We start from the raw sequence: 16,103 nt of genomic DNA, 5'->3' as shown, positions 1-16,103 counted from the left end.
AGGGGTCGTATTCTAGGGGCCCATCCCATGTTGCTGGCATTTCGCCATGGTTTGCGCTGGCGCCAGCCTCGCCCAACGGGATCGCCCTCCCCTGCTTCTTGCTCAACCGCGGTGGCCATTCAGAGGCTTGCCTTCACCCGAGCCCTGCAAAGGTATCTCGCTGGCTAACCCTAGTTCTGGGTATCCCCTGGCAAGGTTTGCCCATGCAGCAGTTGGCTTCGCAGGTGGCCAACTTCTTCGATCAGGTCCACCGTCAGGGCAGCCAGTTGCGGGTCGGCGTCGAAGGTGGCTTCCAGGTGGGCAATGCGGCGCGCCCGCACAAAGGACTCGCTGCTGAAGCGCCACTCTGGTCCCCTCGTGTCAATCTGCAGAATGCCGGTTTCGACCCGCAGGCGCACCCAGTCCGGGCTTTGGCGACAGGCGCTGGCCAGTGCCATCAGGTCGAATGCGTCCTCCGTGAGCAGTTCAGCCTCCAGCACGGGGCTTTGGGTGGCAGGGTTCATGGTCACGCTCCTTGGGGCAGACGAGGGTTGAAGGCCGGGCAGGCCTGGGCCAGGGCGGTGTAAGCGACGCGTGCTGCATCGGTTTCGGCCGGGGGAAGAGCCACCTCCAAGGTCAAGAAGAGGTCGCCGCTGGGCTGGCCAGGGATACCACGCTGCTTCAGGCGAAGCTTGCGACCGCGGCGCCAGCCGGCTGGCACCTGCACTTCCAGTTCGCCACCCGGGGTGTGCACCATGATCTCAGCACCCAGGGCCGCTTCCCAGGGCGATAGGCCCAGGGTCTGGTGCACATCGCGGCCTTCGGCATGCCAGCGTGCGTCGGGCTTGAAGGCGACTTCGAGCAGCAAGTCGCCAGGCGGGCCACCGGCCAGGCCGGGGCTGCCTTGGCCAGCCAAGCGGATGTGTTGGCCTTCGCGCACGCCCTTGGGAATTTTCACCTCCAGGTGCCGTTCTTCGCGCACCAGGTGCCCTGACCCGTCCAGGCGGCCCGCCTGAAGTGTGATGGTGCGCAGGGCTCCGGCGTAGGCATCGACCAGTTCCAGCTCAATGCGCGCATGGTGATCGTTGCCGCGTTGGGCCTGCGATTGTCCACTGCCCCTGCCTGCGGCCTCCCGGCGTTGGCGGTTGGCGCGAGCTGATCGACCGAACAGCTGTTCGAAGAAGTCGCTACGCTCACCTTCCAGGTCGTCCGCGCCGCCTGAGAACTCGTAACCGCTGTCCCAGTGAGGTGGGGGTTGATAGGCCTGACCGGCATGGGTGGCCTGGGGCTGGCTGGCCAAGGTGTCGTAGGCGGCGCGTTTTTCTGGGTCGGACAGCACGGCATTGGCTTCATTGAGCTCTGCCATGCGGTTGGCCGCGTCGGGCTCCTTGCTGACATCGGGGTGGTACTGGCGGGCCTTCTTGCGAAAGGCCTTCTTGATTTCGTCGGCGGGGGCGGTTTTGCTCACCCCCATCAGCCGGTAGTAGTCCTTGAATTCCATGCCCTGGCCTTTGCAACGCTGCGACAAAAGCACAAGCTAACGCTTTCTCAGGTCCGTTGTCTGTGCCCCTGCGGGTTGCGGGACCAGTATTCCGGGCGGATAGACTTATCTCAGGCGAAAGGCGCTGCCACAGAACCAATCAACAACTGAAAGTCCAGCCCCGAGCGATGATCTGAGGCGACTACACCAAGGGACGGAAACTGAACAGGCGTGAACTGGGTGGCCTCTTGCCGGATGTCGGGCTTTGCGCCGCAGCACCGCGTCCTCGCCGTTCCACAAACACTGGAGGGCTGGACTGCTTCAGGTCATAAGACTGTCGTTTCTCCGGGTCAGACAAGATCGCATAGGCCTGGTTGATGATTGCCAGTCTGTCTCCCCCATCCTTGATGTCCGGGTGCTTGTCGGGGTGGATGTGTTGGGCGAGGCATCGGTAAGCGGCCCGGATCACCTGACTGCTGGCCTTGGGGCTCACTTGTAATGTCTCGTACAAAGAATTCATGGGGCCTTTGAGGTTCGCCGTTCTGCCAGCACCTTGCTGGAAGCGACTGACTAATTGCATTGAATTCAAATCAGCGTGGGCGGTCTGTGCATCGGCAGACATGAGCCCACAAGCTCTGCGCCCAATCGATCTGCTCCACTATTGGCGGAAGTGCGTTAAGTTCATCACGTCGGTGAAGACGAACGATCCGCATGCCCCTGTGCGGCCGCCCGTGCGTTTGCTGCGCAAACAGATTGCCTCCGGAGCTTTCGTCCGACTAAAAGCCCCCCGCTCCTAGAAATACTCAGATGTAATTTGTGTAGCTGCAGCAAAAAGTTCCCCCGAGTAGAAGCCCCTCCTGACAAAACAACGGCCCAAATAAGACTGCGCTCCTATTCATCACACAGTGCAATTGGGCAGCTAGGCTAACTCAGCAACCGCCCTTGCCCCCTTCGGGGGACGTTATCCAGACCTAGTTAACGGCTTGCTCGAGGAGGTTTGTGAGGTCGATCAGGCACGCACGTCGCCTGGGGCGCAATTTGCCAACTTCCAAGCCATACAAATTACATTTATGGGGTATAAAGCTCACCCAGTCACTCTGCTTCGTTGGGTGGGAGGTCAACAAGGAAATTGCGCTACCCAGGCCATACTGAAGCGCATGTTCTTTGGTTGGAAGGGCCAAGCACCGAGCGTTCGCTTCCATACCCAAGGGAAGCGAGCAATCCGCTCGACACACTTAGGCATCACCGTCGCTTGATATTTAAATCAATCATTTGCGGTGTAGCGACTCGCTTGATATCAATATCAAATTCAGGCACTCCTGGCACTTGATGAAGCTGTTCCCGGACGCCGCAAGGCGCTCAACCTGAACAGCAGGTGGTCGCAGATCACACCTGAGTCACTATTCCGCTTTAATCGGGGGCACAGTGCTGGGTTCGGTGCCCACAAGTTGCTGGCCGCGCTGGCTGTATTGGGTCCTGTGACCTATACGACCTCTGTGATAAGACTGGGGCGAGGATGAACATGACAAGAAGATCGAAAAGACCATAGCCCAGCGAGGATGAGCGTGTGACTCTGCAGTAAGTGCCACAGGCGTCTCTCACAGCCCACGGGCGCTGCCCCCTCTGAAGACTATCGATGGTCCTCCAGCCCCAAGCATATTGACCCTCTACTGCGCCACCCTCTTTTATTGCTCCAGGCTGTCCCAAGTGTTGAGTCTGGCGCACCTGCCCAGCTTTGCTGGTAAGTTGCTGACCGGCCCAACCCCAACGTCGCATCTGGCCAAGCCATTCAACGACAAATTGGTAAGCATTGGCCTCATGCTACCGAGGCCTCGACAGATGCGCCAATGGCGTGAGCAAAGAGCACGTTCCGCTAAGATCGCACTTGTATCCAACCTGGACCTTCCGGCTGTGCGCTCTTCCAAACGTTCCAATCCATCTGACCCTGAATTCCACCGGGCCGATTGGCCTTTCTATTGGATCGCCAGAGTGAATACGCTTTACACGCATGAAATGGAGCGTGTGCTCAGAGCGGTCAATTGTGATGTGCCCACCTTTCGGGTGTTGGCAATTCTCCAGGAGCAGGGGGTTAGCAGTGTCTCGGACATTGCGGTGCACGCAGTCGGCAAACTGTCAACGACTACGAAGATCGTATACCGCATGAAGGCGGATGGTTTGGTCAGTACGTCGACTTCGCCAAATGATGGACGGGTCACGATGGTGTCGCTGACCGACGCTGGCCGGGTCGCACTGGGGCGCGTGAAAGATGCCACGCACGGCTTGTTCGAGCGCAGCTTTGATGGCCTGACGACATCCAAGTTGGAAAAACTGAACGAGTCGCTGCGGATCGTGTTCCGCAATCTCAATGGCGGCGATCATCCTATTCTTGACGCAGCGGCGTCAGATCCATCCTAAGTCGATCATTCCGATCCTGATTTGAGGAGGCGATGCAATGATTGTGCGATCGCCAAGAGCTTGCGCTCTTCGCGTGGACGCCCCACAAGTTGCAGCCCCACCGGAAGCCCGCCTGGACCAAAAAGTCCAGGCACATTGACACACGGCAGGCCCAAGAGCGTCCACACACGGCTGAAGACCGGGTCGCCTGTTGCGGCCAGCCCCCGTGGCGCTTCGCCAGGAGCGGCGGGTACGAGCAATGCATCCGCTTGGCCCATCAACGTCAGAACCTCGTGAACCCCTTGAGACGCCAACGACTTGGCTGCGGCGTAGTCTTCGTCAGCAATGGCATGACCAGCCGCGACCAAGTCACGGATGTGGTGACTCAGCCGAGCCCCGTATTCGATGATGTCGCCCCCCAGGTTCAGAGCGGCCTCTCTGGCCATCACGGTTTTTTGCGCCTGCAACAGACCCGACATTGACGCTGGTAAATCCAGCGAAGCCTCAAGCACCCCTGCCTTTGATAGCAAGCCCAGTGCACGATCCCACACATGGGAGCCGCCGGCGTCGGAATACGACCATTCGTGCGTGCGGCAGCTGAGCAGGCGCATGCCAAGAGCCTCCTGCAAAGGCGTGAAACGCTCGCCCTCCAGGGCCGCACGCATCAGTTCCAGGTCTTCCGCGCTATTGGCCAACCATCCGACGGTATCCAGCGAAGGAGCGAACGCCTTCACACCCGCTCCACTGACCCAACCATGGGTTGGTTTGAGTGCAAACACGCCGCAATAGGATGCAGGTCGAATCAGAGAACCTGCGGTCTGCGATCCAAAGGCCAGAGGGACCATGCCGCTGGCCACAGCGGCGGCGGACCCGCTGGAGGACCCCCCTGGCGTATGCGCGGTGTCCCAAGGGTTGGCCGTGGCTCCCGGACTGAAATAGGCAAATTCGGTGGTGACAGTCTTGCCCAGGATGACTGCATCGGCGTCTCGAACTTGCCGAACCACCTCAGCATCTGCGGCAGGACGATGTCCTTCGTAAACCGCAGAACCGTAGGCTGTTGGCATGTCGGCCGTGTCAATCAAGTCTTTGATTGCAAGCGGTATGCCGCTCAGCAAGCCTACCTCCGAGCCTGCAGCCAATCGCGCATCCAGCGCACGAGCCTGGCGCAGGGCTGCATCTACATCCAGGTGCTTCCAGGCATGGACCACAGGATCGACTTGGCCGATGCATTCCAAGCTGTCCATAAGCACAGCCTCGGCCGTCGTTTCGCGGCGGGTGATGGCTGAGTGGATGGCGACAGCACTCGCACGCGGATGGATATGGCGGGTCATGTTTGAATGAAAACTAAAACTGTACAAGTTGAGATATCAAGAGCTCAACATCGCTTGATGCTTCGCCTGACTACCGAGGTAGGCTTGGACCACCCGTGGATCGGCGGCGACAGCTTCAGCGGGGCCCTCCATCGCCACTTGTCCCAACTCCAACACATAGGCGTAGTCAGCAATCTTGAGTGCGGCCAGCGCGTTCTGCTCCACCAGCAGGATCGAGACGCCCTGCTCACGCAGGCGTGTGAGGATGCGGAAGATCTCGCGCACGATCAGTGGTGCCAAACCCAGACTGGGCTCGTCGAGCATGAGCAGACGGGGACGGCCCATCAGCGCGCGCCCCAGAGCCAGCATCTGGCGCTCGCCACCAGAGAGCGTCGAGGCCTCCTGCTGGCGGCGCTCTTTCAGGCGAGGAAACAGCGTGAAAACCTCGTCCAAGGCATCGGCATGCCGGGCCTTGGGCTCTTTGCGAAACCGGAAGGCGCCAAGTCTCAGGTTGTCCTCGATCGACATGCTGGAGAACAGGGCTCGGGTCTCGGGCACCAGGCCGATGCCGCTGCACACTCGGCTAGCGATGCCCGGCCCTTCATCTCTGCACGCGCCGGCCCCATCCGACACGGCGATGCGCCCGCTGGAAGGTAGAACCCCCATGATGGCCGACATCAGCGTGGTCTTGCCCGCGCCATTGGGCCCCACCACGGTGACGATCTGGCCCTGTCTCACCTGCAACGAGACCCCGGTGACCGCGTTGATCTTGCCGTAGCTCACATGCAGATCGGACACATCGAGCAACAGCGGTGGTTCGACCACCCCTGGTTTAAGTACGGCATTCACAAGGCAACTCCCAAATAGGCTTCAAGGACTCTTGGGTCCGATTGGACTTCAGCGGGCAGGCCTTCGACGATCTTGTCGCCGAACACCACCACCGCCACGCGATCAACCAAGTTCATGACGAAGTCCATGTCGTGCTCGACCAGCAGCACCGTCATGCCTTCTTCGCGCAACTTCTGCAGCAACGCGCCCAGCGCCTGCTTTTCGCCATGACGCAAACCTGCTGCGGGCTCGTCAAGCAGCAGCACACAAGGATCGCAGCAAAGGGCACGGGCGATTTCCAGCAAGCGCTGTTGGCCCAAAGACAGGCTGCCAGCCTCCGCGGCGAGATGGGCGCCCAGTCCCACGCGCTCCAACTGACGGCGAGCTTCAGCCAGCAAGCGGGCCTCTTCACGGCGGTCCAATCTCATGACGCTGGCCAGCAAGCCTTGGCGACCCCGCAGGTGCGCACCAAGGGCCACGTTCTCCAACACACTCATCTTGGGGAGCAACTTCACGTGCTGGAACGTGCGTGCCAGACCGGCCGCGGCGATGCGGCGGGGATCCCAACCCCGCACGGGCTGGCCGAGGAATTCGATGTCACCGGAAGTCGGCACATCACAGCACGAGAGAAGATTGAACAGCGTACTTTTACCGGCACCGTTCGGGCCAATCACCGCCAGGACCTCACCCGCACGCAATTCCAGGTTGATTTCCTTGTTGGCGACCAAGCCGCCGAAACGCCGGCTGAGGCCACGAGCCTTCATCACCACACTGCCCCGGCTGGGCATCTCTCGGCGCGGAAGCGATTCGGCATTGGTTTCGGCAGTCCATGTCGGGGTGACCCGGCGCGGCCCCAGATGCGCCCTGCACCACCCCGCCACGCCGGCCGGTGCTCGGTGCATCAGGCCGATGATGAGCGCCCCGAACACAATGGCCTCGTAGTTGCCGGTGCTGCTGAACAGCTTGGGCAACAGGTCCTCCAAGCCGTTTTTTGCCAACACAAACAGGCCGGCGCCCACGATGGCTCCCCACAATTGCCCGACACCGCCAATCAAGGCCATGAACAGGTAGTCGATGCCGGCATTGATGCTGAAAGGGGTAGGACTGACAAAGCGCTGCGTGTAGACATAGAGCCAACCCGACACACTCGCCATGGCGGCAGCCAACAAGAAGGCCGTTAACTTGGCTCGAAACACGTGCACGCCCATGGAGGCAGCCATGGCCTGGCCTCCGTTCAAGGCGCGAATGGCGCGCCCCGAACGGGAGTCCAGCAGGTTTCGGAGGGCAACCGCGCCAAGCAGCACCAGCAACCAGATGAGATAGAAGATCTGCTCGCCTCGCTCCAGCACCACACCAAACAGACGCAATCCTGGCAGATTCGCCAGGCCTGAATGGCCCCCCAGAGATTGAAAGGTGCCAAACAAGTAATACAGGGCGATCCCCCAGGCAATGGTGCCCAGAGGAAGGTAGTGGCCTGACAAACGCAAGGTGATGGCCCCCAACAGGCCAGCCACACACAGCGTGATGGAGGTGCCGATCAGCAGCGCCGCCAGCGGTGAGCCGCCTGCCCAGGCCAGCCAGCCTGGCAACACAGTGCTGGTGGCCAGCCATGCCGTTGTGTAGGCACCGATGCCAACAAAGGCGGCCTGGCCAAAGCTGGTCAGGCCAGCCACGCCGGTCATCAGCACGATACCCAACACAACCAGTGCCGCCAGGCCGATGTTGTTGAACAAGGTGACATAGAAGCTCGGCAAAAGGGGGACCAGCGCCAACAAAGCCACCGCCAAGAGGGACAAACCGATGCCTCGCAGGCGGGAGGCTCCAAGCCAACGGGCCGTGCCGTGCTGGAGGGTGGGGGTAGTAATAGCGCTCATGCGTCCTCTTCAGAATGGCGGGTTGTCAAAGAGCGCCACATCAGGAATGGCAGGATCAGTGTGAACACGATCACCTCCTTGTAGTCACTTGCCCAGAATGTCGAGAAGGACTCGACCAAGCCGACCGACGTGGCGCCCAACGCAGCGATCGGGTAACTCAGCAATCCACCGGTGACTGCACCGACAAAGCCCTTGAGGCTGATCAGAAAGCCGCTGTCGAAATACAGCGTGGTCAGCGGCGCGATCAGAATGCCCGACAGGGCACCAATGAAGGCCGCCAGGCCAAAGCTGAGCTGGCCTGCGAACTCTGGCGAAATGCCCATCAGTTCCGCGCCAAGTCGGTTCACCGAAGTCGCACGCAATGCTTTGCCGTAGAGCGTGCGATCAAAGAACACATAGAGCGCGCCGATCAGCAGCAAGGACGTTGCAATGACCCAGAGAGCCTGCGACTTGAAGACCACCGGTCCTATTCCCAGGCCCCCGTCAGAAAACGGCTCGCTGCGTGCGCCCTCGGCGCCGAACATCAGCAGTGACAGCCCCACCAACACCCCATGCAGGGCAATGGACACGATCAGCAGGACCAGTGAGTGCGCAGACGCAATGGGCTTGAAGGCGATGTCGTACAGCAACGGTCCCATGGGCACTATGAGTGCGAGCGTCAGCAGTGCCTGCACCACCATCGGCAAAGCTTGCAGTGGTAGGAGGCGCAGCAACACCCACAGAGCCACTGCATAGGTCAGCATGATCCAGTCGCCTGGGCCCGGCAACTCACGTCTGCGCCAAAGGGCCCCTGCGGTCCGAGCCACAGTCAGCGCCAGCAGCAGCCACGCAAGTGCGATGGACTGCCCCGCCTGCATGCCAGCCATGGCCATCGCACCGAAGGTGACGAATTCCCCCTGTGGCACCAGCAGCACACGTGTCACGCTGAAGACCAGCACGATGGACAGCGCGAGCAGCGCATAAATGGCGCCGCTCGTGAGGCCATCCTGCCCCAGCAATAGAACGATTTGTGAATCCATGACGATCAGCTATCGACTGCTTACTTGAATGCGGCCCACTGACCGTTCTTCACCGTGATGAGCTCGCGGCCGCGTTTGTCAAAGCCGCTATGGTCTGCAGCCGTCATGTTGTAAACGCCTTGGGTAGCCGCCAACTCCTTGGTCTGCTCGATCGCATCGCGCAGCGCGGAACGGAATTCCGGAGTGCCTGGCTTGCCCCTCTTCAGTGCGGCCGGAATGGCGGCTTGTAGCAACAGGCCAGCGTCGTACACATTCGCGCCGAATGTGGCCGGCTTGCTGCCGTACAGCCGTTCGTAATCAGCGACGTATTTGGTGGCGATCGCCTTGATCGGGTTAGTCGCTGGCATTTCGCTCAGCACCAGCATGCCACTGGCTGCCAGCATGGTGCCCTCCACCTTCTTCCCCCCCAATTTCAGGAAGTCGTCCAACGCGGCGCCGTGGGTTTGGTAGAACTTGCCTTTGTAGCCCTGGTCGAACAACGTCGTCTGCGGCAGCACGGCCGAACTCCCAGGTGCTGCGATGAGCACGGCATCAGGGCGAGCAGCCAGGGTCTTCAGTGCCTGCGCAGTGACAGAGGTATCACGACGCTGGAAGGTTTCCACAGTTGCCAGCTTGATGTTGGCTGCACCGAGCAACTCGGTCATGACCTTGATCCAGTTCTCGCCATACGGGTCAGCCGTGCCGATCAGGCTCACGCTCTTGATTCCGCTGGCCTTCATATGGTCTACCAACGCATGGGCGATCAGATCATCGTTCTGAGTGGTCTTGAAAACCCATTTCTTCTGCTCAGTCATCGGCAGCACCACGGCTGAGGTGCCAACTGGAGCAAACATGGGCACTCCCGCTTCAGCAGCGAACTGAATCACTCCCATGGCGTTGGGCGAACCGCTGGGGCCGATGAGCGCATCGACCTTGTCTTCATTGATGAGCTTCTTGACTGCCGAGACCGAAGCCGTTGGATCGGAAGCGTCGTCGAGCGAAAAGTACTCGATCTTCTGGCCCGCGACTTCTTTGGGCAACAGCGCCACGGTGTTCTTTTGTGGAATGCCGACCAGGGCAATCGGCCCGCTGGCCGAGGACACAACACCGACTTTGATCTGGGCGAGCGCACAGCCGGCAAAGCACATGGTTGCGGCGGCGGCTATCAAGCCGGGGAATACGTTTTTCAGGGCCACTGGGTACCTCTCATAGGACGGGTGAAAAGATTGAATTCCGGTGAAGCTCGACATGATTTTTTATGCCAAATTCACGTTCTAATTCATGCATATCTTCGAGGTTACATAGGTAAGCCAACTTCCCAACCTAGGGGAATCCCGAGTGAACCATCGATGAAATTGCATAAAAAGTAGGTATTTACACTGATTTTCGCCCTCTTCAAGGACAAAACAAGATCGTCAAATCCTCATCATCCAATTCGTGGCTCCGAAAAAGTTTCAAAAATTAGTTGCCAATTCACGTTGTTTTGAGATAACTTAAAAAATAGCTTCAACGCGTTAAGTCATTTCTCAACGCGGCAACCTCACTACCGGAGACCCCGATGCTGACCCTAGAACCCGAGCACATCACACAGGCATGCCCACCACCATCCAATGGTGTTGCTCACCCGTCCTTTGACGAATTGCTGTCTGATATCCGTGCTCGCAGCGCTGAATTTGCCCAACAAAAGTTCATCGCGCCCGACGTCATTGAGAGCCTCAAACACCATGGTCTGTACCGAGCACTGGTGCCACGCACCTTGGGCGGAGAAGAACGCTCACCACGCTATTTCTGCGAAAAAGTGGAGCGCATCGCACAGGCCGACGGCTCTGCCGGTTGGGTGGCCAGCTTCGGCATGGGCATTACCTATCTGGCCTCGCTGCCCATCGAAACACTGCGCAAGGTGTATGCAGCCTCACCCGATGTGGTGTTCTGCGCGGGCGTCTTCCCGCCCCAAAGTGCCCCTGCCGTAGAGGGCGGCTTTGAGGTGTCTGGCCGCTGGAGCTTTGCCAGCGGTTGCATGGGGGCGAGCATCGTAGGTGTCGGCATTGCACCGACGGGACTCGCAACCCAATCCCTGCCGCGACTGGCCGTGATGCCCATCACCAAGGCAAGAATCGACCCCACTTGGGACGTCATCGGTCTGACAGGTACAGGCAGCCACGACATCGTGGTAGACAAGGTCATCGTCCCCGAGGAATGGACCTTCGTGCGCGGCAGCGCATCCACGCTGGACGCCCCGATTTGCCGTTACCCCAGCCTGTCCTTCGCGGCACAGGTGTTGAGCGTGGTCTCGCTGGGCATTGCCCGCGGTGCGATTGAAGAACTGAAGGGCCTCGCCACAGGCCGAATTTCAGTTACCGGCGCACCCCGCACCGCCGACAGGCCGCAGGTGCAAATGGAGATTGCACGCGCTGAAGCCAGCCTGCGCGCCGCACGCGCCTTCTTCTACGACGCCATGGACGAGGTGTGGGAGACGCTGCTGCAGGGGGACACACCCACCCAGGAACAGATCAGCATGCTGCGCTTGTCGTCCACCCATGCCACCCGCGCCGGTGCTGAAGTCACCCGCAGCGTGCAGATGCTGGCGGGCATGACCGGCATCTACCGCAGCTGCCCGCTGTCCACCCAGGTTCAAGACAGCCTGGTCGTGACCCAGCACGCCTTCATGGGCGACATCACCTACCAAAACGCCGGCGCCATGTTGTTCGGCCTCAAGCCCTTGCCGGGCTACCTCTGAACAGACCCCATCGCCAAGGAGAACCCACCATGACCACTGACACCCAAATTCCGCTGCGCACCCTGTTTTGCATTGGCGTGAACCAGAACTTCTTCGACGCGACTCAGGCGGAAACCAAGGACATCTGGAGCGCCTTCGTGCAGATGATGCAAGGCATCGCCGCCCTGCCAGGCGTCAAGGTTCTGGGCAACCTCGACGACGACCGCTCCATGGTGGGGCCGTCGACGAGCTGGCCCTGGACCACCTACGTGCTGGCCGACGTGCCTGACCTGGCGACAGTCCATGCGGCTTGCAACCTGTTTCGCACCATCGGTGTGGGTGACGGCACCTACAAGCTGTGGAAATACTGCAAGGTCGAAGCGCGCGTGGGCCGCGAACTGAGCATTCCGGCCTACGCAGCTTGAGCATCCCGATGACACCAGAACAGCAGATCGCCGACCTGCAACTGCAGGTGCGACGCCTTCAAGCCGAAGGCTTGATCCGCGCCTGCATCACCCGCTACATGGCCCTGTGCGACCGGCTCAACGCCAAGACACCGCTGCAGGAGCTGGCCGGCCTTTTCACCGAAGACGCCACTTGGGAAGGCCGGGGGGCGCTCTATTCCGGCCGCTTTGGTGGCCACCGCGGGCGTGAAGCGATTGCTGCCATGTTCCGCACCTACATGCGGACACCGGCGCACTTCGCCTTGAACGTTCACTTTCTCTGTTCTGAAACCATCGGCGTGTCGGCTGATGCCCTCAGCGCAGATGCGAGCTGGGTGATGTTGCAGACATCGACCTTCGCTGACCAGAACTCTCACCTCAATGCCGCGCAACTCAGCTTGAAGCTGCGCTCTGAAGACGGCGTCTGGCGCATCGCCCAGTTCCAGACAGAGAACCTCTTCAGCCGACCCACCAGTGCATGGAACAGCAGCGCGCTGCTGCCAGTTCCTTCCCAAGACAACTAATTAACAGAGGCACCCCCATGAATGCTCCTGCTCAACCGATTCATTTCCACCGCCCCGTCAGCGAACTGGTGCAGTCCGACAAGGTCCACACCTCGCTGTACACCGACCCATCCATCTTTGAAGACGAAATGGAGAAAGTCTTTCGCAACACCTGGGTATGGGTGGCGCACGTCAGCGAGGTGCCCGATGTGGGCAGCTACAAGACCCACTGGGTAGGCAAGGAGCCCGTCATCGTGGTCCGCGACCGCAAAAAGCAGGTGCGTGTGCTGCTCAACCGCTGCCGCCACCGCGCTGCCACGGTGTGTGAACACAAGAAAGGCAAGGCCAACACCTTCGTCTGCCCTTACCACGGCTGGAGCTATGCGCTGGATGGCAGCCTGCGGGGCGTGCCCCACCCAGAAAGCTATGGCGACATTCTCGACAAGGCGGAACACCCGCTGGTGAACCTGCGTGTCGAGGAATACGCCGGCATGGTGTTCGCCACCTTCAAGGACGACATTGAACCCCTGAGCGACTACCTGGGCCCGGCCAAAAAGTGGATGGACCTGTTCATGAAGCAAGGCGGCAGCTTTCCGATCAAGGTCGGTGGCGAGCATCGCTTCAAATTTCCAGGCAATTGGAAGATCCAACTGGAAAACACCACCGACGCCTACCACTTCCCCTTGGTGCATCGTTCGTTTCTTCACTCCGTGGACAAGCAGACCGAAGAGATGCTCGACTTCGTGGGCGGCAAGGGCTATGTCGAAGACCTGGGCAATGGCCACAGCGTGATGGTGATGATTCCCGACCTGATTGACCTGGAAGCAGACCTGGAGAGACCCATCCCCGATCGCTACACCGATTTGGCCGAAGCACTGCGTGCCGAAGGCCATGAGGAAGCCAAGGTGCGACAGATCGTACGCGCCGTGGGTGGCTCGGGCTTCAACCTGAACCTGTTCCCCAACATTGCCTGCTCTATGGCCTTCTTTCGGGTCTTGCAACCGATATCGGTCAACGAAACCGAAATCCATCACAGCGTGATCCTGATGGACGGAGGCCCTCCAGCTGGCAACCGCGCTCGCCTGCGCATGCACGAGCACTTCCAGGGCCCCATGGGCTTTGGTACGCCGGACGACTCGGAAGCGTGGGAACGGGTGCAAGCCGGCGCCCAGGCCGGACGTGACTTGTGGGTGCTGCTCAACCGGGGCCTGCCCGCCGAAAAGAAGACCGCCGACGGTGTGGCGGGTGATGTGAGCGCCGAAACCGGCATGCGCGCTGCCTACCAGCAGTGGAAAAAACTGATGACCGCCTGAGCCAGGGAAGGAAGCCAAAAAATGAACACCACGCTGCTGCAAGAAGCAACCGCCTTCATCTGGGCCGAAAGCGACATGCTGGACCACAACGAGTACCAGGACTGGCTCCAGCTCTGGGCCCCTGAAGGGGTTTACGTGATACCGATCGATCCCAACGAAGTCGACCATGAAAACACCCTGAACTACGCCTATGACGACGCCCAGATGCGCGAAAAACGTGTGGCACGCCTGACCGGCGGAGAGGCGATCTCCTCTGCCCCGGTGGCACGCACGGTGCGCAACGTATCGCGCTTTCGCCTGTTGAGCGACGCCGGCACCCAGGTCACCGTGCGTTGCGCGCAGAACCTGCGCGAGTTCCGCAAGGATCGCTTTCGCGAGCACACCTCCGATGTCACCTACGAACTGTTGCGCGAAGGTAAGGGCTTCCTCATCCACCGCAAGATCGTCAAGCTCATCAACTCAACCGACACGCTCACCGCCGTCGGCTACATCCTCTGAGGCCCACCCATGGCAGAACGACAAAACGCCCTGGTCACAGGCGCTGCCCATGGCCTGGGCCTGTTCATTGCGCAGGCATTGCACGCCGCGGGCTACCGCGTTGCACTGAGCGACCGTGACGGCGCGGCCGCCGAACGGGCCGCGCGGGACCTTGACCCCAGCGGCGACAGCACCCTGGGTCTGGCCCTGGATGTGGTGTCCAAATCGGCGTTCGAGGATGCGGCCGATGCCCTTGCCGCACGCTGGGGCCAGCTGCATGTGGCCGTGAACAACGCGGCCGTGACAGTGACCACGCCGGTGATGCAGATCACCCCGGAAGAGTTTGAAGAGGTGCTTCGAATCAACCTGCGCGGGACCTTTCTCGGTTGCCAAGTGTTTGGTGCCCGCATGGCCAGCCACGGCTATGGTCGATTGATCAACATCGCCTCCCTGGCTGGGCAGAACGGCGGCACCGCTTCGGGTGCGCACTACGCCTCATCCAAGGCGGGCATCCTGACCTTGACCAAGATCTTCGCGCGCGAACTGGCCGCCAGTGGCGTCACGGTCAATGCCATGGCACCCGGCCCACTCGATCTGCCCTCCGTGCGCCAAGCCGTGCCGGCTGACAAGCTCGAAAAATTGGTTTCAGCCATCCCAGTGCAGCGCCTGGGCGATCCGCGCTTCATCGCGGCACAAGTCGTGCAACTGGCCTCGCCAGAGGCTGATTCATGTACCGGCGCCGCTTGGGACGTGAACGGCGGCATCTTCATGCGCTGAAGTGCATCACAAGAAGGAAACACCCATGAACGCCCTCACCCACCAGGTCGTTGTGCAGCGCAGAGAGATTCAAGGCGGCGGTGTCGTTGTCCTGGATCTGGAGAGCGCCGACGGCCACAGTCTGCCCAGGTTCGAGGCTGGCGCCCACATCGACGTCCATCTGGCCCCCGACCTGGTTCGCCAATATTCGCTGTGCGGCGACCCTGCCGAGAAAAGCCGCTACCGACTCGGCGTGCTGCGTGACCCCGCCTCCCGAGGCGGCTCGCTCGCGGTCTTCGATCGCCTCAATGAAGGCACGGTCGTCACCATTGGCGCCCCGCGCAACCATTTCCCTTTGGTACCTGAGGCCCAGCACAGTGTGCTGGTCGGTGGCGGCATCGGCATCACGCCCATGATCGCCATGGCTTATGCCCTTTCAGCGGCGGGCAAGCACTTCGAGTTGCACTACTGCACGCGCTCCGCCGCAAGCAGTGCCTTTCTGGCAGAACTGGCCGCAGCCCCCTTCGCCGACAAGGTGCACCTGCATTTCGACGATGCGGGTGATGCGGGCCGACTCCAGATCGCAGCGGTGCTGGCCGCAGCGGGCACCGCCCATACCCACCTGTATGTTTGTGGTCCTTCGGGCTTCATGGACTGGGTGATCGGCACCAGCGAACAACATGGCCTGCCCACTGCCCAGATCCACCGGGAATACTTCAACGCCGAGGTCGACACGCGCGGCGGCGCCTTTGAGGTGGTGGCCGCAGCCAGCGGCAAGACGGTGCAGGTGAAGGAGGGCGAGAGCATCGTGGCCGCCCTGAAGTCGGTCGGCATCCAGGTGCAGGTCTCTTGCCAGGAAGGCGTCTGCGGCACCTGCGTCTGCACGGTTCTGGAGGGTGAATGCGATCACCGCGATGTGTACCTCACCGACGAAGAAAAGACGGACAACGACCAGATCATGACGTGCTGCTCGCGCGCCAAATCCGCCCGACTGGTGCTAGACATTTGAAGGAGTTCAGCATGGTTTCCATT

General features: G+C 60.7%; 16 protein-coding genes. 8 read left to right on the top strand and 8 right to left on the bottom strand.

What is annotated here, in order from left to right; all coding sequences use genetic code 11:
• Nucleotides 1-170: 170 nt before the first annotated feature.
• The 3 genes from PSQ39_RS01250 to PSQ39_RS01240 all read right to left on the bottom strand — a co-directional run bounded on the left by PSQ39_RS01250 (nucleotide 171) and on the right by PSQ39_RS01240 (nucleotide 2,081).
• Entirely contained in the window at nucleotides 171-503 is a 333-nt protein-coding gene (locus PSQ39_RS01250; protein ID WP_273924776.1) for a MerR family transcriptional regulator, read from the bottom strand.
• A gap of 2 nt (nucleotides 504-505) precedes the next feature.
• Nucleotides 506-1,480 carry a DnaJ C-terminal domain-containing protein gene (locus PSQ39_RS01245; RefSeq protein WP_273924775.1) on the bottom strand — a complete coding sequence of 325 codons (975 nt, stop codon included), beginning with the start codon at nucleotides 1,478-1,480 and terminating at the stop codon, nucleotides 506-508.
• 181 nt (nucleotides 1,481-1,661) lie between these two features.
• The gene (locus PSQ39_RS01240) at nucleotides 1,662-2,081 is read right to left on the bottom strand and encodes a J domain-containing protein (RefSeq protein WP_273924774.1); all 420 of its coding nucleotides are present in this window, start codon (nucleotides 2,079-2,081) and stop codon (nucleotides 1,662-1,664) included.
• Nucleotides 2,082-3,118: 1,037 nt separating this feature from the next.
• Between PSQ39_RS01240 and PSQ39_RS01235 the strand changes: the two genes are divergently transcribed.
• Nucleotides 3,119-3,874 (top strand): MarR family winged helix-turn-helix transcriptional regulator, encoded by a 756-nt coding sequence (locus tag PSQ39_RS01235; RefSeq protein ID WP_273924773.1) that lies wholly within the window; start codon nucleotides 3,119-3,121, stop codon nucleotides 3,872-3,874.
• Between the two features lie 5 nt (nucleotides 3,875-3,879).
• Here PSQ39_RS01235 and PSQ39_RS01230 read toward each other — a convergent pair whose 3' ends face one another.
• The 5 genes from PSQ39_RS01230 to PSQ39_RS01210 are packed head-to-tail and all read right to left on the bottom strand — an operon-like array spanning nucleotide 3,880 to nucleotide 10,011.
• Nucleotides 3,880-5,184, bottom strand: coding sequence for an amidase (locus tag PSQ39_RS01230; RefSeq protein WP_273924772.1), 1,305 nt, complete (start codon nucleotides 5,182-5,184; stop codon nucleotides 3,880-3,882).
• A gap of 36 nt (nucleotides 5,185-5,220) precedes the next feature.
• On the bottom strand, nucleotides 5,221-6,012 hold the full coding sequence (locus tag PSQ39_RS01225) for an ABC transporter ATP-binding protein (protein ID WP_273924771.1): 792 nt from the start codon (nucleotides 6,010-6,012) through the stop codon (nucleotides 5,221-5,223).
• Nucleotides 6,009-7,865 (bottom strand): branched-chain amino acid ABC transporter ATP-binding protein/permease, encoded by a 1,857-nt coding sequence (locus tag PSQ39_RS01220; protein ID WP_273924770.1) that lies wholly within the window; start codon nucleotides 7,863-7,865, stop codon nucleotides 6,009-6,011. The genes PSQ39_RS01225 and PSQ39_RS01220 overlap by 4 nt, the downstream gene beginning before the upstream one ends.
• Nucleotides 7,862-8,884, bottom strand: coding sequence for a branched-chain amino acid ABC transporter permease (locus PSQ39_RS01215; protein WP_273924769.1), 1,023 nt, complete (start codon nucleotides 8,882-8,884; stop codon nucleotides 7,862-7,864). The genes PSQ39_RS01220 and PSQ39_RS01215 overlap by 4 nt, the downstream gene beginning before the upstream one ends.
• Before the next feature lie 20 nt (nucleotides 8,885-8,904).
• Nucleotides 8,905-10,011, bottom strand: a complete 1,107-nt coding sequence (locus tag PSQ39_RS01210) for an ABC transporter substrate-binding protein (RefSeq protein ID WP_273925597.1) — start codon at nucleotides 10,009-10,011, stop codon at nucleotides 8,905-8,907.
• Between the two features lie 410 nt (nucleotides 10,012-10,421).
• Between PSQ39_RS01210 and PSQ39_RS01205 the strand changes: the two genes are divergently transcribed.
• The 7 genes from PSQ39_RS01205 to PSQ39_RS01175 are packed head-to-tail and all read left to right on the top strand — an operon-like array spanning nucleotide 10,422 to nucleotide 16,080.
• Nucleotides 10,422-11,600, top strand: coding sequence for an acyl-CoA dehydrogenase family protein (locus tag PSQ39_RS01205; RefSeq protein WP_273924768.1), 1,179 nt, complete (start codon nucleotides 10,422-10,424; stop codon nucleotides 11,598-11,600).
• A 29-nt stretch (nucleotides 11,601-11,629) separates the two neighbouring features.
• Nucleotides 11,630-12,004 carry an IacB protein gene (locus PSQ39_RS01200; RefSeq protein ID WP_273924767.1) on the top strand — a complete coding sequence of 125 codons (375 nt, stop codon included), beginning with the start codon at nucleotides 11,630-11,632 and terminating at the stop codon, nucleotides 12,002-12,004.
• 8 nt (nucleotides 12,005-12,012) lie between these two features.
• Nucleotides 12,013-12,546, top strand: coding sequence for a nuclear transport factor 2 family protein (locus tag PSQ39_RS01195; protein WP_273924766.1), 534 nt, complete (start codon nucleotides 12,013-12,015; stop codon nucleotides 12,544-12,546).
• Between the two features lie 17 nt (nucleotides 12,547-12,563).
• Nucleotides 12,564-13,838, top strand: a complete 1,275-nt coding sequence (locus tag PSQ39_RS01190; protein WP_273924765.1) for an aromatic ring-hydroxylating oxygenase subunit alpha — start codon at nucleotides 12,564-12,566, stop codon at nucleotides 13,836-13,838.
• A gap of 21 nt (nucleotides 13,839-13,859) precedes the next feature.
• Nucleotides 13,860-14,336 carry an aromatic-ring-hydroxylating dioxygenase subunit beta gene (locus tag PSQ39_RS01185; protein WP_273924764.1) on the top strand — a complete coding sequence of 159 codons (477 nt, stop codon included), beginning with the start codon at nucleotides 13,860-13,862 and terminating at the stop codon, nucleotides 14,334-14,336.
• 9 nt (nucleotides 14,337-14,345) lie between these two features.
• Nucleotides 14,346-15,092, top strand: coding sequence for an SDR family NAD(P)-dependent oxidoreductase (locus PSQ39_RS01180; protein WP_273924763.1), 747 nt, complete (start codon nucleotides 14,346-14,348; stop codon nucleotides 15,090-15,092).
• A 25-nt stretch (nucleotides 15,093-15,117) separates the two neighbouring features.
• Nucleotides 15,118-16,080: a PDR/VanB family oxidoreductase gene (locus PSQ39_RS01175; RefSeq protein ID WP_273924762.1), complete on the top strand. Its 963-nt coding sequence runs from the start codon at nucleotides 15,118-15,120 to the stop codon at nucleotides 16,078-16,080.
• Nucleotides 16,081-16,103: the final 23 nt, after the last annotated feature.

The organism is Curvibacter microcysteis, assembly GCF_028649455.1.
Taxonomy (GTDB): domain Bacteria; phylum Pseudomonadota; class Gammaproteobacteria; order Burkholderiales; family Burkholderiaceae_C; genus Curvibacter; species Curvibacter microcysteis.
The sequence above is the reverse complement of the archived record's forward strand: the minus strand, read 5'-3'. Positions and strand labels throughout refer to the sequence as shown.